The sequence below is a fragment of the Polaribacter sp. KT25b genome, assembly GCF_900105145.1.
Taxonomy (GTDB): domain Bacteria; phylum Bacteroidota; class Bacteroidia; order Flavobacteriales; family Flavobacteriaceae; genus Polaribacter.
On record NZ_LT629752.1, the window covers coordinates 3,216,642 to 3,240,174 of the forward strand.

At 26.6% G+C, this 23,533-nt stretch carries 21 protein-coding genes; 6 read left to right on the top strand and 15 right to left on the bottom strand.

From position 1 onward, the window contains the following. Nucleotides 1–30 precede the first annotated feature (30 nt). Both BLT70_RS13905 and dprA read right to left on the bottom strand, forming a co-directional pair. The gene (locus BLT70_RS13905; RefSeq protein ID WP_091897713.1) at nt 31–1,098 is read right to left on the bottom strand and encodes a hypothetical protein; all 1,068 of its coding nucleotides are present in this window, start codon (nt 1,096–1,098) and stop codon (nt 31–33) included. Between the two features lie 653 nt (nt 1,099–1,751). After that, complete coding sequence (gene dprA / locus BLT70_RS13910; protein ID WP_091895564.1) at nt 1,752–2,855, bottom strand: DNA-processing protein DprA; 1,104 nt, start codon at nt 2,853–2,855, stop codon at nt 1,752–1,754. A gap of 95 nt (nt 2,856–2,950) precedes the next feature. Between dprA and BLT70_RS13915 the strand changes: the two genes are divergently transcribed. The 3 genes from BLT70_RS13915 to BLT70_RS13925 are packed head-to-tail and all read left to right on the top strand — an operon-like array spanning nt 2,951 to nt 4,938. Continuing rightward, on the top strand, nt 2,951–3,862 hold the full coding sequence (locus BLT70_RS13915) for an SPOR domain-containing protein (RefSeq protein ID WP_091895566.1): 912 nt from the start codon (nt 2,951–2,953) through the stop codon (nt 3,860–3,862). 45 nt (nt 3,863–3,907) lie between these two features. Beyond that, nucleotides 3,908–4,417 carry an acyl-CoA thioesterase gene (locus BLT70_RS13920; protein ID WP_091895568.1) on the top strand — a complete coding sequence of 170 codons (510 nt, stop codon included), beginning with the start codon at nt 3,908–3,910 and terminating at the stop codon, nt 4,415–4,417. Between the two features lie 11 nt (nt 4,418–4,428). Then, complete coding sequence (locus BLT70_RS13925) at nt 4,429–4,938, top strand: mechanosensitive ion channel domain-containing protein (RefSeq protein WP_091895570.1); 510 nt, start codon at nt 4,429–4,431, stop codon at nt 4,936–4,938. Between the two features lie 16 nt (nt 4,939–4,954). Here the strand turns inward: BLT70_RS13925 and BLT70_RS13930 are convergent, their stop codons facing one another. From BLT70_RS13930 to BLT70_RS13945, 4 genes are read right to left on the bottom strand one after another with little or no spacing between them, the layout of a single operon-like run. Beyond that, on the bottom strand, nt 4,955–6,202 hold the full coding sequence (locus tag BLT70_RS13930) for a murein hydrolase activator EnvC (protein WP_091895572.1): 1,248 nt from the start codon (nt 6,200–6,202) through the stop codon (nt 4,955–4,957). Beyond that, entirely contained in the window at nt 6,202–6,972 is a 771-nt protein-coding gene (locus tag BLT70_RS13935; RefSeq protein ID WP_091895574.1) for a DUF4292 domain-containing protein, read from the bottom strand. The genes BLT70_RS13930 and BLT70_RS13935 overlap by 1 nt, the downstream gene beginning before the upstream one ends. Next, nucleotides 6,973–7,986, bottom strand: coding sequence for a lipopolysaccharide assembly protein LapB (locus BLT70_RS13940; protein ID WP_157691912.1), 1,014 nt, complete (start codon nt 7,984–7,986; stop codon nt 6,973–6,975). It abuts the gene before it with no gap. Beyond that, nucleotides 7,987–9,003 (bottom strand): sugar phosphate nucleotidyltransferase, encoded by a 1,017-nt coding sequence (locus tag BLT70_RS13945; RefSeq protein ID WP_091895579.1) that lies wholly within the window; start codon nt 9,001–9,003, stop codon nt 7,987–7,989. Between the two features lie 170 nt (nt 9,004–9,173). Here BLT70_RS13945 and BLT70_RS13950 point away from each other — a divergent pair, with 170 nt between their 5' ends. After that, nucleotides 9,174–11,042 carry an ABC-F family ATP-binding cassette domain-containing protein gene (locus BLT70_RS13950; protein WP_091895581.1) on the top strand — a complete coding sequence of 623 codons (1,869 nt, stop codon included), beginning with the start codon at nt 9,174–9,176 and terminating at the stop codon, nt 11,040–11,042. An 83-nt stretch (nt 11,043–11,125) separates the two neighbouring features. Here BLT70_RS13950 and BLT70_RS13955 read toward each other — a convergent pair whose 3' ends face one another. Next, nucleotides 11,126–11,842 carry a 3'-5' exonuclease gene (locus tag BLT70_RS13955; RefSeq protein ID WP_091895583.1) on the bottom strand — a complete coding sequence of 239 codons (717 nt, stop codon included), beginning with the start codon at nt 11,840–11,842 and terminating at the stop codon, nt 11,126–11,128. A gap of 108 nt (nt 11,843–11,950) precedes the next feature. Further along, nucleotides 11,951–12,757: a T9SS type A sorting domain-containing protein gene (locus tag BLT70_RS13960; RefSeq protein ID WP_091895585.1), complete on the bottom strand. Its 807-nt coding sequence runs from the start codon at nt 12,755–12,757 to the stop codon at nt 11,951–11,953. A gap of 227 nt (nt 12,758–12,984) precedes the next feature. Here BLT70_RS13960 and BLT70_RS13965 point away from each other — a divergent pair, with 227 nt between their 5' ends. Together BLT70_RS13965 and BLT70_RS13970 are read left to right on the top strand one after the other, a co-directional pair. Beyond that, entirely contained in the window at nt 12,985–13,680 is a 696-nt protein-coding gene (locus BLT70_RS13965; RefSeq protein WP_091895587.1) for a response regulator transcription factor, read from the top strand. Between the two features lie 10 nt (nt 13,681–13,690). After that, nucleotides 13,691–14,731 (top strand): cell wall metabolism sensor histidine kinase WalK, encoded by a 1,041-nt coding sequence (locus BLT70_RS13970; protein WP_091895589.1) that lies wholly within the window; start codon nt 13,691–13,693, stop codon nt 14,729–14,731. Between the two features lie 9 nt (nt 14,732–14,740). Here BLT70_RS13970 and purD read toward each other — a convergent pair whose 3' ends face one another. The 7 genes from purD to BLT70_RS14005 form a co-directional block, all read right to left on the bottom strand. Further along, the gene (purD, locus tag BLT70_RS13975; RefSeq protein ID WP_091895591.1) at nt 14,741–16,015 is read right to left on the bottom strand and encodes a phosphoribosylamine--glycine ligase; all 1,275 of its coding nucleotides are present in this window, start codon (nt 16,013–16,015) and stop codon (nt 14,741–14,743) included. Nucleotides 16,016–16,165: 150 nt separating this feature from the next. Beyond that, nucleotides 16,166–17,524 (bottom strand): exopolysaccharide biosynthesis polyprenyl glycosylphosphotransferase, encoded by a 1,359-nt coding sequence (locus BLT70_RS13980; RefSeq protein ID WP_368086339.1) that lies wholly within the window; start codon nt 17,522–17,524, stop codon nt 16,166–16,168. A gap of 350 nt (nt 17,525–17,874) precedes the next feature. After that, nucleotides 17,875–18,645, bottom strand: coding sequence for a glycosyltransferase family 2 protein (locus BLT70_RS13985; RefSeq protein WP_091895594.1), 771 nt, complete (start codon nt 18,643–18,645; stop codon nt 17,875–17,877). A 3-nt stretch (nt 18,646–18,648) separates the two neighbouring features. Further along, entirely contained in the window at nt 18,649–20,004 is a 1,356-nt protein-coding gene (locus BLT70_RS13990) for an undecaprenyl-phosphate glucose phosphotransferase (protein WP_091895596.1), read from the bottom strand. Between the two features lie 84 nt (nt 20,005–20,088). Further along, the gene (locus BLT70_RS13995; protein WP_091895598.1) at nt 20,089–21,207 is read right to left on the bottom strand and encodes a glycosyltransferase; all 1,119 of its coding nucleotides are present in this window, start codon (nt 21,205–21,207) and stop codon (nt 20,089–20,091) included. Next, nucleotides 21,208–22,368 (bottom strand): O-antigen ligase family protein, encoded by a 1,161-nt coding sequence (locus tag BLT70_RS14000; protein ID WP_091895600.1) that lies wholly within the window; start codon nt 22,366–22,368, stop codon nt 21,208–21,210. Beyond that, nucleotides 22,365–23,501 (bottom strand): DUF6418 domain-containing protein, encoded by a 1,137-nt coding sequence (locus BLT70_RS14005; RefSeq protein ID WP_091895602.1) that lies wholly within the window; start codon nt 23,499–23,501, stop codon nt 22,365–22,367. Before BLT70_RS14005 ends, BLT70_RS14000 begins: the two co-directional genes overlap by 4 nt. Nucleotides 23,502–23,533 lie beyond the last annotated feature (32 nt).

The window sequence follows — 23,533 nt, forward strand, 5'->3', positions numbered from 1 at the left end:
AGAAAGCATGATATATTAAAAACCTGTATTCTAAAACAAATCTTTATTTCTAATATCTAAGTAATTTCGTTTCACAAAAGATAAAATAACTTCTAAAATCTCTCCCATATTTGTACATTCTTTAAACTTAACATCACCAACATATTTTATAAGTTGATTTTTTAATAAAGCTACATTTTCTGGATAAGAAATGGTATCATTTTTCATGCAGTTTAAAAGCCACTCAGTTCTTCTTGGCGCAGTAATCATACGCTTTGCCATAAAAGAACGTTCTTCTATTTTGTATTGATTAATAGAACTATTTTGCAGTTTTTTACTAACCATTTCTACCATTTTAAAATTCTCTTTCATAAACTGAAGATTGTAAACTTTTAAGTTTCCTTCAAAAGATTGTTGATCAAAATCTATGGCTCTAATTTTATAAACAATATGATAAAAGTCGTGTGTTGGTGTAACTACATAGTTATAAGAACGCATATCACCTAATAAGCGAACTAAACAACGTTCTTTAAATTTTACAAATTCTTTTGCTATTTGAGATTTCTCTGATTCTGTACATTTTGGTAAGAAATTTTTTATAAAATCATCTCCTGGAATCCCTACAATATGTTCTTCTATTAATGTGTCTTTGTACACTAAAAAATTAATATTATGTGGAGATAATATATGCTCTAATTCTAAACCATAAACACGAGAAGCATCTGCTTTCTTTACATAGAAATAAGTATAATTATCATTTAAAATATTTCTAACTTTTACTCTAAAAGGCTTAGAATTACCAAACGTACAATAATCTATTGCATCTACATTTAAAAACGGTAAGGTTTCGTCGCTTCCATCAGAAAGCAACATCATGTATATTTTTTTTAAACTATTATCTATTTCTACTCTATCCCACTCAGAATAATATGTACGAACCCAAAGTGTGTCTTCATCATTTTTATCATACACCGTAACAGAGCCTTGAAAACGCAATAAATCATCATAAAAAATAGGAATTTTTACGTTTCTTTTATACTTTTTTAAATACTCATTCAACATTCCATTAATAGGAAAAGTTGGTTTCTTTTTAGACATTAATTTTCTTTCCGACTTCATAGTTTCAAAAATAAGCATAATTAAACAAGTTCAAACATCTTTCCTGGCAAAGGATTTATAATTCCTTTTGTAATAAAATGGATGATAATCATAAATTTTTAATTCTTATATATTTTTATGGGTATTTTTCAGAAAACAAAAAAATCAATTAAAAAAGTTTACTTTTCTTGGAATTTTTAAGAGCACGAAAAATTAATTGTTACCAAACTTAAAATTTTTAAAAATTTGAAAGAGACTAAATAGGCAAGGAATTACTATTAAAACTTTGTATAGTATAAAATAATTTTCTTTGTAAATAATTAAAAACAACAAATAAAGAACTAAAGGCAGCAATGAAAATAATATAAATTTTAACTTTTTATTGTTTGGATTAAATACTCTTAGACCTTGTATATTAACTAGAATAATCGATAAGAATAAAGTTGAAAATATTAGTAAATCATCACCTAATCCAAAATAATGAACTACACTAATACCTATTGAAAACGGAAAATACATTATCCCTAATAGTATTAATTTTTTTTTTAGTTTTTAAAAATTCAGACATAGCTTATTTATTAAGAGATTAGTGTTTCTTATCTAAAGACAATCTTAGTTAAAAACACAAATCTACCAAAAAAAACTTTTTATTAATAATTGCATAGATTTTCCTCTTAAACAATTTCAAACATCTTGCCTGGCAGAGGATTTATAATTCCTTTTAATTCCATTTGCAATAAGATTGATGATAATTTAAACAATGGAATATTACAATCTATGGCAATAACATCTAATAATTGTTTTCCTTCTTTTAACAGATAATCATAAATAATTTGTTCGGTGGTATTTAACTCAACAAATAATTGCTTTTGAATTGCTTTTTTAGGTTTTTCTGATAAATCCCAATTCATCATTTTAATAATATCTTTAGAGGATGTTAGCAAATTTGCTTGATTGTATTTAATTAAATTATTACAGCCTTTGCTATAAATATCTGTTGCTCTACCTGGCAACGCAAATACATCTCTATTATATGAATTGGCAATATCCGCAGTAACTAAAGAGCCACCTTTTGCTGCACTTTCAATCACAATTGTTGCTTTAGAAATACCAGCAACAATTCTATTTCTTTTTAGAAAATTTTCTCTCAAAGGATCTTCTTCGTGCCAAAACTCAGTAAAAAAACCACCATTTTCATTTACTTGATTGATATATTTTTTATGCACTTTTGGATAAATTTGCTCAAAACCATGCGCTAAAACAGCAATTGTTTGCAACTTATTTTTTACAGCAGCTTTATGTGCACAAATATCAACTCCGTAAGCAAAACCACTTACAATTATTGGATTAAATTCAGCAATTTCTTCTATTAATTTATTACAAAAATCACGCCCATAAGAGCTCATATTTCTTGTGCCAACAATAGAAATTATTTTATCATTATTTAGGTTGATATTACCATCTTTAAATAATAATATTGGGCTATCAATACAATTATGAAGGTTTTTAGGATAATCATCCTCTAAAAAATAAGAATAGGCTATTTTATTTTTTTGGATGTAAAAAAGTTCTTGTTCTGCAAGTTCTATATTTTTCTTATCAAACAAATGATTAATTGCGTGATTTCCTATTCCGTTAATTTTTAGCAAACTAGTTGATTTTTCTTTAAAGATATTTTCTACATCACCAACATTAGCTATTAGCTTCTTGGCTAAAATATCGCCAATAGCTTTGCTTTTTTGCAATCGCAGAATTGCAAGTAATTTTTCTTCTTTCAATATTTAACAATTTGAGTACCAAGATATAAAATATTTGTTGATAAAATTAATGAGAATTCGTTTTTCAAAACATCAAAATTTCTATATTTGTTTATATGAATTTAGCGAACTACATCAACGACTTATTATATAGATATAATTGTATAATTGTGCCTAATTTTGGAGGTTTTGTAACCAATAAAATTGGTGCAACAATAGATGAAGCTACGCATACTTTTTATCCGCCAAAAAAGCAAATTACCTTTAACAGTCATTTAAAAAAGAATGACGGTTTATTGGCTAATTACATTGCAACATCAGAAAATATTTCTTTTGAAAAAGCTTCTAATGCAATTGATTTAGCGGTTTCTGATTGGAAAAACAAAATACAAACTGAATCTTTACAAATTGGTTCTATTGGTGTTTTATCATTAAATGAAGAAGGACAAATTATTTTTGAACCAAATGCAAAAGTTAATTACCTTTCAACTTCTTTTGGTTTATCTTCTTTAGAATCTACATCTGTAAAAAGATATCAAGAACAAGTAAAACCTTTAATTCCTATTACGAATACCGAAAGTAAAAAAGGGATTCCTACTTTTATAAAATATGCTGCAACTGCGGCTATTTTATTAACGTTAAGTTTTGTTGGCAACAATGTTTATCAACAAAATAAACAAAAAACTATTTTAGCTAATCAAGAAAAAGCTTTAGAGAAAAAAATACAATCTGCTACTTTTGTAATTGCAAATCCTTTACCAACTATAGAATTAAATGTTGTTAAAGAAGTAGAAATTGTAAAACCTTATCATGTGGTAGCTGGTGCTTTTCAGTTTACAGAAAATGCTGAGAAAAAAGTAAATCAACTTAAAGAACTAGGTTATAATGCTAAAATTATTGGTATTAATAAATGGGGTTTAACAGAAGTTTCTTTTAATAGCTTTGCTGATAAAAATGATGCAATTAATAGTTTGTATAAAATACAAAAAACAATTTCTGCAGACGCCTGGTTATTGGTAAAAAAGTAACCTTTATTTAGAGTCTATGCCTATATTTGCAGAAATTTTTTTTAAATGGAAGCAAAAACACCTAAAGATTCATTAACAATACTTACTGATTTAGTTTTACCTGGAGAAACTAATTATTTAGACAACCTTTTTGGAGGAGAGTTATTGGCAAGAATGGACAGAGCTTGTAGTATTGCTGCTAGACGTCATTCTAGAAGAATAGTGGTTACAGCTTCTGTAAATCATGTTGCATTTAACAAAGCAATTCCTGTTGGAAGTGTTGTTAATATAGAAGCAAAAATTTCTAGAGCCTTTAAATCTTCAATGGAAATTTATGTTGATGTTTGGACAGAAGATAGACAATCTGGACACAGAACAAAAGTAAATGAAGGTATTTATACTTTTGTTGCTGTAGATGAAACAGGAAAACCTGTTGTAGTTCCTCAAATTATACCAGAAACAGCTTTAGAAAAAAAACGTTTTGAAGGTGCTTTAAGACGCAAACAATTAAGTTTAGTTTTAGCAGGTAAATTAAATCCTCACGATGCTACAGCTTTAAAATCTTTATTTAATTAATACCTAAAAAAATGGAATTCTTAAATCATTTTAAAATTATAGAAACTTTTATAGTTATTATAGCTGCATTTACTCTACGTTTCTTAATTACAAAATCATTGGGGAAAATTCAATTAAAATTTGGCTTTCAACAAGCTAGAATTATGCTAACAAATAAGATAATAACAATACTTATTTATGTTTTAATAATTGTAATTGTTTCTTTTATTTGGGGTGTAGACGAGAAACAATTGTTAATCTATATTTCTTCTTTTTTAACCATTTTAGGAATTGCTTTTTTTGCTCAATGGTCAATTTTATCAAACATTACAGCTGGCCTAATTTTATTTGTAAACTACCCCGTAAAAATTGGAGATACAATTACAATTTTAGAAAAAGATAATGAAGTGAGTGGAGAAATAAGAGATATTGGTGCTTTTTTTATCACTTTAAAAACAGCCGAAAACGAATTAATTACAGTTCCTAATTCAATTATTCTTCAAAAAAACATTAAATACTATCCTCAAGATACTAATTCTTAAAATAAAGAAAAGCTTATTATCTTCGTAACATCCAAGAAGCCGGATTTAAACGCGTGGTATTTTTAAAAAGGACAAAAATCAAGGTAGTTTTCCCAGTAACTTTATCTGTAAAAATTTTACCTATTTCTTGCCCAGTAACAACTCTATCTCCTTTTTTAACAAAAGTATTTTCTAAATTATTATAAGAAGTAATATAATTTCCGTGTCTAATTAATACATTTTTTGTACCTCCAGAACCTAATAAAATATTTAAAACTTCTCCATTAAAAATAGCTTCTGCACTACTAGCTTTACTAGTAACAATGTGCAAACCTGTTCCGTTTATAGATATTCCAGGAAAAGTTGGGTGCGGTTGTTCTCCAAATCTTCTAACTACCAAACCTTGTCTAACCGGCCAAGGCAACTTACCCTTGTTTTGCTCAAATTCGGCTGCTAATGCTTTTGCTTCGGGAGTTAAAATAAACTCATTTTTTTTGGTAGTTACAGGTGCAGCAACATTATTTTTTTTAGCTTTTGCCAACGCCAATCTGTTTGCTTTATCAATTTCATCTTTGATAATTTTATCAATCTTTGCAGCAATTTTTTTGTCTTCTTTTATATTATTTTGCAATTCTCGTTTGTACTTACCTTCTTTTCTTTTTATCTCGTTTATTAATCCTTCTTGCCTGCTTTTATCTTTTTCAATTTCTTTTTTCTCATTTATTTCTGATAAAAGTAAAGCATCTTTTATTTTCTTCTGACCTAATAAAGAATCCTTTAAACCTTTAATAATAGTTGTTTGAACAATAATTTCTTCGCCTTGTTTTTTTCTAAAAGCAGTATATTGTTTCATATACTCTAAACGTTTGTAAGCTTGATAAAAGTTTTGCGAAGACAATATAAACATCATTCTACTTTGTTGCGATTTACTTTTGTACGATTTAAAAATCATGTCTCCATAATCTGTTTTTAAATCTGTAAGTTTTTTATCAAGTTTATTTATTTCCTTTTGATTTGCCACAATTTCTCTTGATAAAAGTTTTGTTTCTAAATTTATAGTTTCAATTAACTTATTTCTAGCATCAATTTTTAATTGAAGATCTCTTAAATCATCTAAAGCGTTTTTTTCTTTTTCCTTTTCATTAAAGAGCAACGTATTTAATTGAGCAATTACTGTTTTATATTTAATGCGTTGAAATTCTAACTCTTTTCTAGTTTGACTAAAAACAGCACTATTTATCAGAAAAACTGAAAATAAAAAGATATAAAAACTACGATTTTTCATTAAATTTCTAAACGTTTATAACCACTTGGTATATCAAAATTTATTCTTAAATTCTTATTAAATTCAACAGATTTGTAGATAATATCAATATCCGTAAAAGAACCAGGTTTCTTGGCTTTTAAATTAATTTCTGATGGAAAAACAGTTTTATCAATTAAATTATACGAAGGATATTTTACATCTAATCGTAAATTCTTAGAAACATTTACAATAGATTGTTCATCTAATTTAAAATGCGAAGGATTAATTACAAAGAAAATATCAAACAATTCTGCTTGCTCTTCTGGCGATAAAATATACCTATTATTTACAATTTCTACTGTTTGATCTTCTTCTCTTACATTAAGTAAAGATTGACCTAAAAATAGATTTTGTAATTGTTCAAAATTAATTTCTACGCCTAATAATTTTTTAATCATCGAGAAATCTCCTTCAAAATAATTTTTAGCAAAAGGCGAATAATAACTTATAGAAGTTGGTGTAATTTTAGCTTTAAAAACAGTTATAAATTTGGTTCCTTTTAAATAAATAACCTTGTCTTTATCTATCTGTAAATTAACCGTTAAACTTTGATTTGTTTTACCATTATTATAGTTTACTTTTAATTTAGAGTCTATTGTTTTTTTATCAAAATTGGCTGCAACATGTTTTTTTGCTACTTTTTTTGCAGAAAAATCTTTAGCAATTGCATTGGCATCAATCATATTTTTTTTTGCTTTACAAGAAGTTAAAACAATCGTTAAAAATAGCATGTATTTTAAAAACTTCATTTATTTATTTTTCAAATTTTTAGCTTTTTGCAGGTATTTTATTTTTTCTTTATCATTTCCTAAGCCTTTAAAAGCTTTTGCAATTTCTAAGTAAAAATCTACCTCCATTTCATTGTCTATAACAAAATCAATACCACTTTGTAATACTGGTAACGCATTTTTGTGATTTTTGGTATCATTTAAAACTTTTCCATTTATAAGATATAGAAAAGGTTGAGCAGGAAAAAGCGCAATTCCTTCTTCACTAAATTTTAATAAATTCTTATAATTTCCTGTTGATTTATTTAAAATATCTTCTAAAATTTTATAAGATTTATCAGTTTTAAATTGATTAATTAACTCATTTAAACCTATAGAAGAACCTTCTTCTTTTACATCTTTTTGAACTAGATTTTTCTTAGTTAAATACTCTTTTCTAACCTCTAACCTATTTCTTAATCTTTTCAAAGAGGATGATAATACATTCTCTTTTTCTAAAGAATCCATTAAAGAAAATGCTTCTCTAATTTGACTATTATACACATACAATCTAACTAAAAACTCTCTTTTCTTCGGATTTATAGCAACAATTTTGTGTTGTGTATTAATTGCTTCTTCAAAATTTCTGTCTTTTATATAAATTTGCACTAAATGCGTAAGCATCCATATATTATTAGGTTCTTTTGCTAAAGATCTTTCGATATATTCTTTTGCTAATAATGTATTTTTTAAAAAAAGATAATTTTTAGAAAATTCAAAAAAAACTGCAACATCGTTTGATAAAATTTGATTGCAACTTTCTAAATTTTCAATGGCTTTTTTATAATTTCCTATCGATTTTTCTGATAAAGCTCTAAAAAAAAATTGCTGAAACTTTAATTCTGTTTCTTCTGTTAAATCTTCTTTTTCTGGAATACTATCTTGCGAGAAAAAATTTGTAGAGAGTAGCATAAAGAACAAAGAGAATAGAAAGCTTCTTTTAGAAACAAATATTCTCCTTATTCTTTTATCTTTATTTTTTTCTCTAATTATCATTTACGTTAATTCTGTATAATCGCCAATACTTACAGATGTATATTGTGCATTATATTTTGCATAATTACCTATCATAGCATTGTTTAAATCTGCATTAGAAATTGCTACATTAGTTTGTATTAATGAATTTACAATGATAGAATTATCTACAACACTATTTTCTCCAATAGAAACATAAGGGCCAATTTTGGTGTTATTTAAAACAACATTCTTACCAACATAACAAGGTTGAATTATTTCTGAATTATTCAAAACTACATCCGCAGAAACTAAATTATTTCCTGCAGCATATTCAAAACCTAAAGTTTGTTTATTGGTATCTACTGTTGGGTCTTTTTTACCACAATCCATCCAAGCACTTACTGTTCCTGGAATAAATTTTGCGCCTTGTTGTTTTAAAGATTCTAATACATTTGTTAATTGATATTCATTATTTTCTTTTAAATCATTATCAATTAAATATTGAATTTCTTCTAATAATTTATCTCCACTTTTAAAATAATAAATTCCAATAATCGCTAAATCAGAAACAAAATCTTTTGGTTTTTCTATAAAATCTGTAATAATTCCGTCTTCTAATTTCACAACACCAAATGCACTAGGATTTTTAACTTTACTAACCCAAATTGCGCCATCTGCATTCACATCTAACGTAAAATCTGCTTTAAACAAAGTATCTGCATAAGCAACAACACAAGGGCCACTTAAAGATTCTTTTGCCATATAAATTGCATGCGCAGTTCCTAAAGCTTCATGTTGCACATAAACAGAACCTTTTGCGCCTAATTTTTGCGCAATTTTTAGTAATTTTTCTTCTGTATCACTTGGAAAACCTTTAGCAGCTGTACCAATAACAAAAGCAATTTCATCTATTTTTTCATCTATTACAGAAGCAATATCTTCTACCAAACGTTGTACAATTGGTTTCCCTGCAATAACTGTTAAAGGCTTTGGTACTGTAAGTGTGTGAGGTCTTAAACGAGACCCAATTCCTGCCATTGGCACTATAATTTTCATATACTTTTATTTCAATTTAGTAAACGCAAGATACTATTAATTAACAGACCTTTAAAATAGTTTCAAAACAAAAACACTACTATCTTAACATATAATAAGACTTTAAAAATGATTTTTTTAAAACCTTAAAATTAGCTATTGATTTTGTTTCTTTGCAAAAAATAATACTTGTGAATTATCTTTCAGTAGAAAACATTTCTAAATCTTATGGTGAACGTATTTTGTTTCAAGACATTTCTTTTGGAATAAATAAAGACCAAAAAGTTGCCTTTGTTGCTAAAAACGGAACAGGAAAAACATCAATTCTTAATATTATTGCAGGTTTAGATGTGCCAGATACTGGGCAAGTAGTAAAAAGAAAAGATATTTCTATTGCATACTTAGCTCAAAATGATGAATTAAATCCTGATTTAACCATCGAAGAAACCATTTTTGCTACGGATAATATTATCCTTTCTGTAATTAATAAATACGAAAAAGCATTAAAAAATCTTGATGACACAGAAGCATATCAAAAAGCTTTTGAGTTGATGGAACAATATAATGCTTGGGATTTTGAAACACAATACACACAAATATTATCAAAATTAAAATTAGACGATTTATCGTTAAAAATTTCTACACTTTCTGGAGGTCAAAAAAAGCGATTATCGTTAGCAATTGTTTTAATTAGTAAACCCGATTTTTTAATTTTAGATGAGCCAACAAATCATTTAGATTTAGAAATGATAGAATGGTTAGAATCATTTTTTGCAAGCGAAAAAATAACATTATTTATGGTTACGCACGATCGTTATTTTCTAGAACGTGTTTGTAACGAAATCTTAGAACTAGACGAAGGTAAAATCTATAAATACAAAGGAAATTATTCTTATTATTTAGAAAAAAGAGAAGAACGAATTCAACTTGAACAAGTTACAACTGATAAAGCAAAAAATCTTTTTAAAAAAGAATTAGCTTGGATGCGTAAACAGCCAAAAGCTAGAACTACAAAATCGAAATCTAGAATTGATGATTTTTATCAAATAAAAGAAAAAGCTCATCAACGTAGAAACGACCATAAAGTACAATTAGAAATTAATATGGAACGTTTAGGAAGCAAAATTTTAGAGCTTCATAAATTATACAAATCTTATGGCGATAAAAAGATTTTAGACGGATTTGATTACGTTTTTAAACGCGGAGAACGTATAGGAATTATTGGTAAAAACGGAACAGGAAAATCTTCTTTTTTAAATATCATTACTCAAAAAAACGAAGTTGATGCAGGTAAAGTTGTAGTGGGTGAAACTGTTAAATTTGGATATTACACGCAATCTGGAATCAACATTAAAGAAGGACAAAAAGTAATTGAAGTTATAAAAGAATTTGGAGAGTTTATTCCTTTAACAAAAGGAAGAAAAATTTCTGCGTCTCAGCTTTTAGAACGCTTTTTGTTTGACAAAAAGAAACAATACGATTTTGTTGAAAAACTATCCGGAGGAGAACAAAAACGTTTGTATTTATGTGCAGTTTTAATTCAGAATCCTAACTTTTTAATTTTAGATGAGCCAACAAACGATTTAGATGTTGTAACGCTAAATGTATTAGAAAATTTCTTACTAGATTATCCTGGAAACTTAATAGTTGTTTCTCATGATAGATATTTTATGGATAAAATTGTTGATGCTTTATTTGTTTTTAGAGGAGAAGGTGTTGTAGAAAATTTTCCTGGAAATTATTCTGATTTTAGAGCGTATGATAGTTCTGATTCTGATGAAACAATTGAAGAAAAACCAGTAGAAATAGCACTAAAAGAAACTGAAAAAAAAGCAACAAAAAACACTTTATCTTTTAATGAAAAGAGAGAATTTGGAGCTTTGGAAATTGAAATAGAAAGACTTCAAAAAAGAAAAGCAACTATAGAAAATCAGTTTTTAAATGTAGAAATTGCACCAGATGATATCGCAAAAAAATCTGAAGAATTACAAGAAATTATAAACGAAATAGACGCAAAAGAAGAACGTTGGTTTGAGCTTTCTATGAAAATGGAAGAATAACTTGATACACCGAATTACTTAAAGTATTCTAATTTTACCTTTGTAAAAAATAATATTTCTTTGGATAAATCTTAAATCAAAAACTAAACGCTAACAATATTTTCTTCTTTTAATAAAACTTCATTATTAAAACGCAATAAAATTTGAGCAACGGCAATGGTGTCTTTTTCGCAATACGTAACAATTCTGTCAATATTTTTTTCTTTGTAATAGACGCTCGCAACTTCGCTACCATCAATATCGTCTTTTGGAGAAGGAATTCCTAAAATTGATGTAAGCAACTTTAATGAAGTATAGTGTTTATAATCGCCAAATTTCCATAATTCTAAGGTATCTAAATGCGGAATTTCCCATGGTTTTTTACCAAATAAATTTAGTTTTTTAGGCAATTCTATTTGATGTACAATCATTCTTCTTGCTATAAAAGGAAAATCGAATTCTTTACCATTGTGAGCACATAAAATATTTGCTTTTTTAGTAAAATGCTTATCTAATAAAACTTTAAAATCAGTTAAAAGCTGGTGTTCATCATCACCAAAAAAAGAGGTAATTCTAAATTGTTTCACTTCTTTTACATCTACAAAATAGCCAACGGAAATACATATTATTTTTCCGAATTCTGCCCAAATTCCTGCGCGTTCATAAAACTGGGCTGCAGTAAATTCTTCTTTACGCTGATATTGTGTTTTCTTTTCAAATAATTCTTGAGTTGTCTTAGAAAGTGAATTCCAACTTTCTTCTTCAGGAACGGTTTCAATATCTAGAAAAAGGATATCATTTATATTATACGTAAGATTCATAGCTAATTATTTTTTTCTCTTTCAAGCTAAAGATACAAAAATAAAAAAGCTCCAAAAATTAATTTGGAGCTTTTAGAGTAAAAAAACTCTATTAAGAATAATTAAAGTCTATTTTAAAACTAATTTTTTGGTAGCTGTTTTACCATCTTCAGTAACCTTTAAAATATAAATTCCTGATGAAATTGAAGAAACGTCAACTGTAGATTTCACTCCTGAAACAGTTGAAGAAAACACTTTACCTCCTAAAACATTAAATATTGCGATTTCTTTTCTATTAGAACTAGAACTAGTTACTGTAAATTTATTATTTGTAACTGGGTTTGGATATGTTGCAAAACCTTCAATAGAATTATCTTTTACTGATGCTGTACCATTATTTACAAATGATAAATCATCCCAATAAGTAGTAGAATTAGAATAAGATCTTACTTCAAAGTAAAAAGAATCTACATCTGCGGGAGCAGTTACTGTAACCTCATGCTTAGTCCAAACACCATCACCATCATCTAAATAACCATCCTCTGGACCTCTTAATGGATCATTTGAACGATCATTTACATCTCCTACATGGTAAACAAAAGTGTCTCCAGACTTCCAATTTGACCAAATTCTAACATCTTCTTCATCTCCAGCAGTAACTTTATACCAAAAACTAATAGTATAGCTATTACCAGGAATAACACCTGATATTGTTTGACTTAAATCTTTTGTTCCAGAACCTCCATCTCTAACTGCAGAAAAAGAACCAGAATGTGCATCCGTAGATTTTGTTAAAACCTCTGCTTTAGTCCAACTTGTTGGTGTAGTATCATCATCCCAATTTTCTAAACCTCCGTTTAAAATCATTTCTTGCCCAAAAGAAACTGCGGTTAAACAAAGCGTAATTAATAAAGTAAAAATGTAATTTTTTTTCATGTGTGATTTGTTTTTGAATTAGCCGTAAATATAATAAATAATTGACTTTTACATTGATTAACAAAACATTAATTGATTGTTAATTTAATAAAAGTTATTATATTTTTTTCAGAATACCTCAATGTTATTAAAAAGTAACTAAAAAAATTTAAGATTAAATGATTGTTAAGAACTTGTCTTTATAATAGAATTATCTGTATTTTTGATATTTAATTTTCAAAAAGATTATGAATAAAAGTGATATTAAAATCTTATTAGTTGATGATGAACCAGATATCTTAGAGATTGTTGGGTATAATCTTAAAAATGAAGGATATCAAGTTTTTACTGCCGAAAATGGCCTACAAGCAATTAAAGCTGCAAAAAAAAATACCCCTCATTTAATTTTATTAGATATCATGATGCCAGAAATGGATGGGATTGAAGCTTGTGAAAAAATTAGAAAAATAAAATCATTAGAAAATGTAATTATTTCATTTTTAACAGCTAGAGGAGAAGACTACTCTCAAGTTGCTGGTTTTGAAGCTGGTGCAGACGACTACATTACAAAACCTATTAAACCAAAAGTTTTAGTAAGCAAGGTAAAATCTTTATTAAGAAGACTAAAAAATGAAGAGGAAAGTGATGAAACTTTTAAAGTGGGAGACATTGTTATTGATAGAGATGAATATGTTGTTTATAAAGCAGGAACTAAAATTTCGCTTCCAAGAAAAGAATTTGAACTTTTTTCTTTGCTAACTTCTAAACCAGGAAAAGTTTTTAAAAGAGAAGTTATTTTAGATACCGTTTGGGGAAACGAAGTTGTTGTTGGCGGAAGAACAATTGATGTTCATATTAGAAAACTTCGTGAAAAAATTGGTGATGACCATTTTAAAACTGTAAAAGGAGTTGGTTATAAGTTTGTTTTAGAAGGCGCAGAATAACAAACATAATTTGAAAACAAAAAAAACATATTCGTATGCTCTTTGGTCTGCAGTGTATTTAACATTGCTTTCTGTAATTATAACAGCTATATGCTATTTTTTTATAAGCTCACATTCTAATGTTTTTACTATTATTATTTCTATTCTTTCTCTTTTCTTTATTTCTTTTTTAATTATTCAATATAGAACAGAACACTTTATCTACAGACGTTTAAAAAAAATATATGAAGATATTTCATTTTTAAATGTAAAGGATTTAAAAAAAGAAAGTGCTACAACAGACATTGAAATACTTTCTAGAAAAATGGAAAAATTTGTAGAAGGTAAACGACTAGAAATAAAAAATCTAACCGAAATAGATTCTTTTAGACGTGATTTTTTAGGTAATGTTGCCCACGAGCTAAAAACACCACTTTTTACTGTACAAGGTTATATTTTAACGCTAATAGAAGGCGCTGTTAATGACAAACAAATACGCATGAAGTATTTAGACAGAGCTAATAAGGGCGTAGAAAGATTGGTGGCTGTTATTAAAGATTTAGACATGATTACTAAATTGGAAAATGATGGCATGAAAATAAATTTTGAAGTTTTTAATATTCTTGAACTCATTCAAAATGTATTTGATTTGTTTGAGATGAAGGCAAAAAAAAGAAACATCACACTTCAATTTGATAAAATTTATGAGTTCCCTGTTTTTGTAAAAGCAGATTCAGAAAAAATAGAACAAGTACTTATTAACCTTGTTGTTAACTCCATAAAATATGGAAAACCAAACGGAACAACAATCGTTGGTGTAGAAAGCTATAATAATAAAAAATTTATTGTAAAAGTAATAGACGACGGAGAAGGCGTAAAAAAAATACACCTTCCACGTTTATTTGAACGTTTCTACAGAGTAGACCAAAGTAGATCTAGAGAACAAGGCGGTTCTGGTTTAGGGCTTTCTATTGTTAAACATATTATAGAAGCTCATAATGAAAACATCTTTCTAAAAAGCACCTACGGCAAAGGTTCTGAGTTTTCTTTTACAATAGAAAAAGCGAGATAGTTTTAAATCTTAAACTAAATCAAAACCAATATCTTTTCTAAAATTCATTTTATCAAAATGAATTTTATCAATGCTATTATAACTTTTTTCTAAAGCTTCTTCTATAGTATTTCCAAAAGAAGTAATTGCCATAACTCTACCTCCGCTTGTTACAACTTTATCGTCTTTAATAGTTGTGCCCGCATGAAAAACAATAGATTCATCAACAGTATCAAAACCAGTAATTTCTTTGTTTTTTTCATACGCTTCAGGATATCCGCCAGAAACTAACATAATTGTAGTTGCTGTTTTATCCGTTACAGAAAAAGATTTTTTATCTAAAGTTTGATTTGCAACACCTTCAAATAACTCAAATAAATCAGACTCGATTCTAGGCAAAACAACTTCGGTTTCTGGATCTCCCATTCTTACATTATATTCAACTACAGAAGGATTTCCATTATCATTCATTAATCCGATAAAAATAAAACCTCTATAATCAATTCCATCTTTTTGTAAACCGTCAATTGTTGGTTTTACTACTAATTCTTCTACTTTATCCAAAAAAGCTTTATCAGCAAATGGCACTGGAGAAATAGCTCCCATTCCACCAGTATTTAAACCAGTATCTCCTTCTCCAATTCTTTTATAATCTTTTGCTGATGGTAAAATTTTATAGTTTTTTCCATCTGTTAAGACAAACACAGACAATTCTATTCCTTTTAAAAACTCTTCAATAACAACTGTTGTTGATGCTTCTCCAAATTTCTGATTAGAAACCATTTCTTCTAATTCTGTTTTAGCTTCATCCAAAGAATTTATAATTAAAACACCTTTTCCTGCTGCTAAACCATCTGCTTTTAAAACGAAAGGCGGATCTAAAGTTTCTAAAAAAGCAAAACCTTGCGTTAAATTATCTTTTGTAAATGATTGATACCTTGCAGTTGGCACACCATGTTTTTGCATAAATTGTTTAGAAAAATCTTTTGAACCCTCTAACAAAGCACCGTCTTTTTTTGGACCAATAACCGGAATGTTTTTCAACTCATTATCTTCTAAAAAGAAATCGTGAACACCTTCTACCAAAGGCACTTCTGGACCAACAACAACCATTTTAATATCGTTCTCTAAAACAGTTTTTTTAATCGCTATAAAATCAGAAACACTAATATTAATATTTGTTGCAATTTTGTGAGTTCCTGCATTTCCAGGAGCCACAAATATTTGATTAATCTTGTTGCTTTTTAGTAGTTTTAAAGTAAAGGCATGTTCTCTACCTCCAGAACCTAAAATAAGTACATTCATGTGTGTTGTGTTGTTATGATTGCAAATATATTTTAAATTCTTTGGATACTCAATTTAATAGGAAAGTCAATTTAGATTTTTAATTAAAATTACCATTTTTAAAAACACATAACTACAGATGTAGTGTGTTAAAGATTAAAATACAGTAACTTAATATGCTTTTTCTTCTTTGATGAAAACTTTAAAAAAAGTTTGAGCAATTATTTTAATATCTAAAAAAAACGACCAATTTTCTATATAAAAAATATCTAAACGCACTCTGTTTTTAATATCTGATTTTTTGACCACTTCTCCTCTATAACCACTAATTTGAGCCAAACCAGTTATACCTGGCTTAACGGAGTTTCTTAATAAATAATTATCAACTTCATTTATAAATTTTTTTGAATGAAGATTCATGTGAGGTCTTGGACCTACAATGCTCATATCTCCTAACAAAACATTAAAAAATTGCGGAAACTCATCCAAACTTGTTTTTCTTAAAAATGCACCAACTTTTGTTATTCTTTTATCATTTTTTGTTGCTGATACTTTATCTGCATCATTATTAACTTTCATGGATCTTAACTTATAACATAAAAATTGAGTACCATCTATACCTTCTCTTTTTTGTTTAAAAAACAAAGGTCCTTTAGAGTCTAATCTAATAACTAACCATAAAAGAGGAAGCATCCAAGTTAAAACAAATATACAAACGAAAGCAGAACAAAAAATATCCAAAACTCTTTTAACAATATGTGTCTCAATTTTTTCAAAAGGTAATGGTTTCGGTTTTAAAATTGGAACAGTTCCAAAATATTCTAGAACAAGTTCTTTACTATAAATAGCATTATTTTCTGGCATCAATCTTAATTCCAAATCATTTTCCTCAGCATATTTGCTTATTTTAATTAACATACTTGTACTAATCTCTGCCGGATCACAATATATTTCATCTATATCATTTTCTTCAATATATTTAAAACCTGTTTTTATATGACCTAAATAGTATTTTGACTCATATTCTTTAGATGAAAAAAAACCAATATATCTATAACCAAAATCATTTTTAAAATGAAATAGGTTTTCTAATTTTTTTGAAGAATAAATTTCACCAAAATGAACAACGTTTCTATAATTATTACCTTTAGATCTATAGTTTCTGCGTAAAAAGAAAATTAAAACTTTAAAGAATGTAATAAGAATTATAGTTAACGAGAAAATTAAAATTTGATTCCCTACCAATTCTCCTTCTTCAAAAACTGTAAAATAACTTAAATAGGCTAGTGAAAAAACAAAAAATTGTGAGAGCAAAAGCGAAAATAACTTACTTGTCTGCGTATATCTATAAACTTTATAAAATTTAGTGTAATAAGATATTATTAACCAAGAAATTGAAATATAAAGAAGAAAAGAAAAATTTAAATACTTTTCATCAGAAACTGAATATACTACAACATTAAGTACTAGCAAATCAATTAAGATTATTAAAGCTCTTATAAATATGGATTTTTTATGTTTCAAATTCAAAATTCTTTCTTTTCTAAATAGTAATAAAAACTACTAGAAACTTTTCTTCATAGCAAAAGAAATGTTTCTGTTAAACAGACTACTAATATGAGAATTATAAAGTGAAATAAAAAATAATCTATAAAATTATTCACCAAATTTTAGAGAAAATGATAAAACCAACAACAAAAACACGTATTATAATTACATCCAAATTAGAAAAACCCAATATGAGTTCGAAATTATTTAAAGAATAATTAAAAATATGTTTTCCTTTTATTTTAAGACAAATAAAGGCTTAAAATGTAAAATTGAAGCTACTAAATTCTTTTTTATTTAAAATTAAGTAATTATTTTGTACAATAAAAAAGCTAAAAACCCCACTTAACAAAATATTTAATTACTGATGAAGAATGTCTTAAAAATAATTTTAAGTCTTTTGCTGAACCTTGTTTTAAAACATGAAAAATTACTTCCTCTGGATAGTAAAGTTTCTTTTTATCTAATTGATCAATTTTTCTACAAATATCTACATCTTCCATGTATAAAAAATAACGTTCATCAAATCCTTTTATTTTAACAAAATCGTCGGTTCTATATAGTTGGAAACAACCAGCAAGGTACTCGGCAAAAAATGAATTTGTTAAATCTTTATCTTTATATTGACCCTTAAAAACAGCTGGCTTAAACAATGGCTTTACAAAAGGAAATCTTCTAGCTACCAATTCTAAAAAATGAGGATATCTTCTACATGAATATTGATGTTCTCCGCTTGGAAACAAAACTTTTGGGGCAATCATTGAAAGACTTTCATCTTTACTTAATTCTAAAATTAAATTAGGGATAACAGTTTTCTCAAAATTAACATCAGGATTTAATACTAAGTGATAATTTGAATTATTTTTAATTCTATCTATAACTATATTATGACCTGCACCGAAACCAATATTTTTACCAACAGCAATATATTCTACATCCTTTTGATTAAAAATATTTTGAAAACGCTTTTTATTTGTGTTATCTATTAAGTAGAGTTTCTTTTTTAATGGCACATTTAAAAAAGCATTAATAGTACTTGTTAGTTCTTCTAAATTCTCATTGTATAATACAATTGACGCTGATAAATCGAGTATTTCTTTCATTTATTAATATGCCTTTTCATCTCCTTTAAAAGCGTTAAGTATTGTTTTAATAATTATTTTAATATCTAAAAGAAAAGACCAGTTTTCTATATAAAAAATATCTAAACGCACTCTGTTTTTAATATCTGATCTTTTTTGCACCTCTCCTCTATAACCACTAATTTGCGCTAAACCAGTTATACCTGGCTTTACAATATGCCTTTTTAAATAATCTTCTACTTCCTTTTGATATTCTAAAGAAAGACTTTCTATGTGTGGTCTAGGCCCAACTACACTCATATTACCAAGTAAAACATTAAAGAATTGAGGCAACTCATCCATACTTGTTTTTCTTAAAAATGCACCAATTTTGGTTACTCTTTCATCATTTTTTGTTGCGTGTACCTTATGAGATAAATCATTAATTCTCATAGACCTAAATTTATAACATATAAAATGATCTCCATTTAAGCCTTCTCTGTCTTGTTTAAAAATTAATGGACCTTTAGATTCTAATTTTACTAAAACCCAAAGAATTGGTATTAACCAAGAGAGTATTAGTATAGACACAAGTAAAGAAAATATTATATCAAATATCCTTTTAATATAAAAATTTTCTGAAAACTCGAAAGGAAGTCTGTTTACATTTAAAACCATTAAAGCATCATCATAATACTCTACACTCTGGTTTTTTGAATATAATTCTATTGAATCTGGAATTAACTTTAATGTTATATTTTGTTCTGTCGCAAACTTATTTATTTTTTTAATTTGCTCTTTTGTTAAAACTGGTAAAGAGCAATAAATCTCATCAACTTCATTTTTCTTTGCATAAATAAAAACATCTTCTAAATCACCTAAATATTCTTTGTTCTTGTATTCTTTGTTTGAAAAAAAACCAAGATAATTATATCCTAAATTAGATTTACTCTTAAATAGTTTAATAATATTTTTAGCTGATTGATCAAATCCTAAAACTATAGTTGTTCTTAGATTGTTTCCAAAAGATCTATATTTTTTTAACAGAAACAGCCAAAGTATCTTAATGACTGATATACTTATAATTATACTTACTAAAACTAAAAACTGATAATCTACAACTTGACCTTCTCTAAAGATTCCAAAAAAAGCAAAATACCCTAATATAAAAACAAAAAATTGTTTAACTAAAAGACTCAACACTCTTAAAAGTCTGGTAAATCTAAATACTTTATAGAAACCTAATAAATAAGAAGAAATTATCCAAAAAAATGATATATAAACTAAAAAAAATAGGTTTAGATATTCTGCATCATAAATAAAATAAAAAACCAAGTTAATGATTATTAAATCTATAATTAATTGGAAAGGTTTTATTAAGTAGGAATATCTTTTTTTCAAACTTTTTTTTATTGTGGAGGCAAATATATTGCATTATTCAAAAAAATTACAAAATCATTTTATGAATTTTATTTTTTTTTAGAATTACTTTATAAAAGAGAGATATATTTTTTCTAGTGTTTTTATATTTTTTTTAATATCATAAAAACTTTCAAATTCTTTTCTAGCATTTTTTTCCATATCTTTTCTTAAAACAGTGTCAGATAAAATCTTATCAATTTTTTGGGCTAGTTCATCTGCATTTTCATCAACTAAAAATCCATTATAATTATTTTTTACAAGATCTTTATTTCCATCAACATTTGTTAAAACGCATGGTTTACTTAAAGACAAAGCTTCTAAAACAGCATAAGGTAAACCTTCATACCTTGAGGAAGAAACAAAAATTAAACTTTTATCTAATATCCCCAAACCTTCACTTCTTTCTAACCAAGGTACTAACGTAATATTTTCGGAAAGATTATTTGAAAGAATGCTTTTCTTTATTTTATTTAATGTTGGCGAATAAAATCCAACTCCTAAAATAACCAAATGAATGTTTTTTTGAGTTTCTTTAATTTTTAAAACAGCTTTAATTAAGAGTTCTGTATGTTTCTGATATGAAGGCCTTCCGATAGAACAAATAAAATCTTTTGGAAGCTTAGATAAATATTCGCTATTTTTTGTTATTATTTCATTTTCTATAGAGTTATTCCAAAGTGTAACGTTATCTTTTTTTATTGATAAATCAACAATAGCTCTATTTAATTCTGATGTTGAACAAGCTAGAGTTTTAACAGGTAAAAGACCAAAAAAACGTTCAATACTTTTTAATAAAAAGCGTTTACTTTTTGCGTCTGCACTTAAATAAGAATATGCATTTGGTGTGTATAAAGTTTTAGTATTTGTGATAAAACCTATAATTCTTCCTAAAATACCACTTTTAGAGCTATGACAATGAATAATATCTGGCTTTAATTTCTTTACAATTTTAAAAATCCCAATCAAGCATTTTATATCATATATAAAACGAATCTCTCTTTTTAGCTCGCAATGAAAATGATCAATTTTTACACCATTGTCATTAACAATATCAATGATATCTTCATTAGTATTACATATAATAGTATTTGAAAATTTTGAGCTATCTAAATATTTAGAAAGCAAAGAAACATAAACACCTATACCTGCAATAGGTCTTGCAATATGTAAAATTTTTACCATTTATTCTTTTACTTTGTAATTAATTCCTGTTAAGCACAAAAGTAAAGCATATAAATAAACCCCTACCTGTCTATCTAAAATATTTTCTACAAAACTAAAACTTATAATAGCAAAAAGGAACATTAATGCAATATCATTATTTTTTTTAAAATTAGAGTACAAAAGTATTACTTGAGGAATTACTAATAAAAATAAACCAACGAACCCGCCTCGTAATAATTCATTTATATATTGGTTATGAGTATTGTAATTTTTAGTAATAAACCTGTTTTGTTCTGCCTCACTATCAAAACCATCATAATCTTTATAATGCTCTAAAAGATTATCTCTTGTTTGTTGTTCGCTTCCAGAGCCAAAAATATAATACGAATTTTTAAAAAAAATATCCGAAGCTCCTGTCCAGGTAACAAGTCTAGCATCTTTTGTTATTTGTAAAAACCTATATTTTAACGAACTCTTACTCAAGAGTACTAAAAATAGTATTCCGAATAAAATAAGTAACGGTTTTATAATATTTTTTGTTTTAAAAATTTTAAAAACTGTTATTAAACCTGTTAAAGCTACAACAATAATAGCAAGTCTTGCAGAAATAACGATAATCAATATTAAAGAAAATAACGCTACTACAATGCTTAAAATTTTTCTTTTATAAGTAACAAAATAATGTAAACAGATAATAATATTGATTGCAGAAAAGAAACCAAGGTAAGGTCTTTCGTAATTTAATATTTCATTAACTTTATAATAATTTCTTAAAGCATATTTTTTACCTTCGGTAAAATAATAATAATTAATTATACCATAAACCGAGTTTAATTGAATAATTACAATGCCAAGTGATAGAAAAAAAAGTCCTTTTAACTTTGTAGTATTATCGATATTTCCTAAACTAAAAGGAATAAGTAACAAAGGCAATAATCTTAAATAATTTTCTTTTTCAACTACAAAAAAACTATTTAAAACACCATTTAAAACAGTAAATGTAAAAAAAGCAAACAGGTAATATAAGATATTGTTTTTTATTGTTTTTTTTGAATTTAATATAACACTTAGAAACAATAAGCCTAAAAAAATATTATCCAATAATAATGATATTGGTAAAAAAAACATCATTAAAAAATAAAAATAACTTGATAATTTTAAAATCAATTCTTTTTTCATTGTTGCTCATTTTTTGTTCTCATTACCAAATATTTATATGTAAAAAAGGCTAAAATAAAAAAAACAGGTATTGTTAGTTTACTAAAATACGCCATGGTGTATGCATAACTCGTCCAGATTAATAACTGAAATAAAATAAGACTTACAAATAAGGATTTTCTTTTAATAAAAACTGTTAACAAAGTTTGCATGAGAGCAACAAAAGACATCAAAATAAAATTTGCAAAAAGTGCTAAGGGTAAAGGAAAAATTCTAATTAAAATTGATGGATAAGCATTTGTCCAACTTACACCTCTTGTCGTTACAGAAATAAAGTCTTGATATCTCCATGGCCAAAATTCTAACATTAAATGATGCATTCCTTTCCAAAGTTCTAAAACATTCCAAGTATTGGCTTTACCCTGATAAATATACTGATCTGTTACACCCCAAAAAACATGACCTTGTAACCCAAAAAATCGATAAAAAACTGCCTCTAAAGCAGTCATTTTTAAATTTCTAAAAGGATTATCAATACTATACTTATATAAAGCTAAAAAAAATATAACCCCAATAAAAATCCATAAATATTTATTAAAAATCCATTTCAGTTTAAATTTTATTTTATCTTCTGATGAAAAATAAAAGGCAATTAAAGCTCCTGAAATACCAATAAAAAACCCTGTAAACTTTTGTCCAATTAACAATAAGTAAACAATATAAAGAAAAAAGAAAAAAATAGAGGTTTTTTTATAATATCTATATAAAATAGCAGACCCAAAGGCTACAAAAGCCATTACATTACCAACTATAGATTTTAAAAAAGGAAATTTTGCATATTCCCAAAAGTTAAACTTTGTTACACTATCTGAAAAAACAGGTATAGGAGATAGAAATAGGTTTAAAAAAGCAAGAAAAAGAACAAAACCTATAATTACTCTTGTTATTTGATGCTCTTTTATTTTTCCATATTTAATTTTAGTAATGTTAATTTTCTTAAATAATTGAGTAAATATTTTTTTAAAAAAGACTAAAGATATTATTGTTGTAATAAAAAAAAGCAACAAAACCAAAGTACTAAAAACAAAGTATCCGTTTCTACCTTGCTCAACTACATGTATACCAGATTCTATAACTGTTAATGAAAAAAACATCCAAATATATTGAACAAATATCATTATCGACA

What these genes read in the sequence shown, in the direction of transcription:
- BLT70_RS13905 (WP_091897713.1), bottom strand. Translation starts at nt 1,098, where the DNA reads ATGAAGTCGGAAAGAAAATTAATGTCTAAAAAGAAACCAACTTTTCCT.
- BLT70_RS13915 (WP_091895566.1), top strand. Translation starts at nt 2,951, where the DNA reads ATGAATTTAGCGAACTACATCAACGACTTATTATATAGATATAATTGT.
- BLT70_RS13920 (WP_091895568.1), top strand. Translation starts at nt 3,908, where the DNA reads ATGGAAGCAAAAACACCTAAAGATTCATTAACAATACTTACTGATTTA.
- BLT70_RS13925 (WP_091895570.1), top strand. Translation starts at nt 4,429, where the DNA reads ATGGAATTCTTAAATCATTTTAAAATTATAGAAACTTTTATAGTTATT.
- BLT70_RS13930 (WP_091895572.1), bottom strand. Translation starts at nt 6,202, where the DNA reads ATGAAAAATCGTAGTTTTTATATCTTTTTATTTTCAGTTTTTCTGATA.
- BLT70_RS13935 (WP_091895574.1), bottom strand. Translation starts at nt 6,972, where the DNA reads ATGAAGTTTTTAAAATACATGCTATTTTTAACGATTGTTTTAACTTCT.
- BLT70_RS13940 (WP_157691912.1), bottom strand. Translation starts at nt 7,986, where the DNA reads ATGATAATTAGAGAAAAAAATAAAGATAAAAGAATAAGGAGAATATTT.
- BLT70_RS13945 (WP_091895579.1), bottom strand. Translation starts at nt 9,003, where the DNA reads ATGAAAATTATAGTGCCAATGGCAGGAATTGGGTCTCGTTTAAGACCT.
- BLT70_RS13955 (WP_091895583.1), bottom strand. Translation starts at nt 11,842, where the DNA reads ATGAATCTTACGTATAATATAAATGATATCCTTTTTCTAGATATTGAA.
- BLT70_RS13960 (WP_091895585.1), bottom strand. Translation starts at nt 12,757, where the DNA reads ATGAAAAAAAATTACATTTTTACTTTATTAATTACGCTTTGTTTAACC.
- BLT70_RS13965 (WP_091895587.1), top strand. Translation starts at nt 12,985, where the DNA reads ATGAATAAAAGTGATATTAAAATCTTATTAGTTGATGATGAACCAGAT.
- purD (WP_091895591.1), bottom strand. Translation starts at nt 16,015, where the DNA reads ATGAATGTACTTATTTTAGGTTCTGGAGGTAGAGAACATGCCTTTACT.
- BLT70_RS13985 (WP_091895594.1), bottom strand. Translation starts at nt 18,645, where the DNA reads ATGAAAGAAATACTCGATTTATCAGCGTCAATTGTATTATACAATGAG.
- BLT70_RS13995 (WP_091895598.1), bottom strand. Translation starts at nt 21,207, where the DNA reads ATGGTAAAAATTTTACATATTGCAAGACCTATTGCAGGTATAGGTGTT.
- BLT70_RS14000 (WP_091895600.1), bottom strand. Translation starts at nt 22,368, where the DNA reads ATGAAAAAAGAATTGATTTTAAAATTATCAAGTTATTTTTATTTTTTA.
- BLT70_RS14005 (WP_091895602.1), bottom strand. Translation starts at nt 23,501, where the DNA reads ATGTTTTTTTCATTAACAGTTATAGAATCTGGTATACATGTAGTTGAG.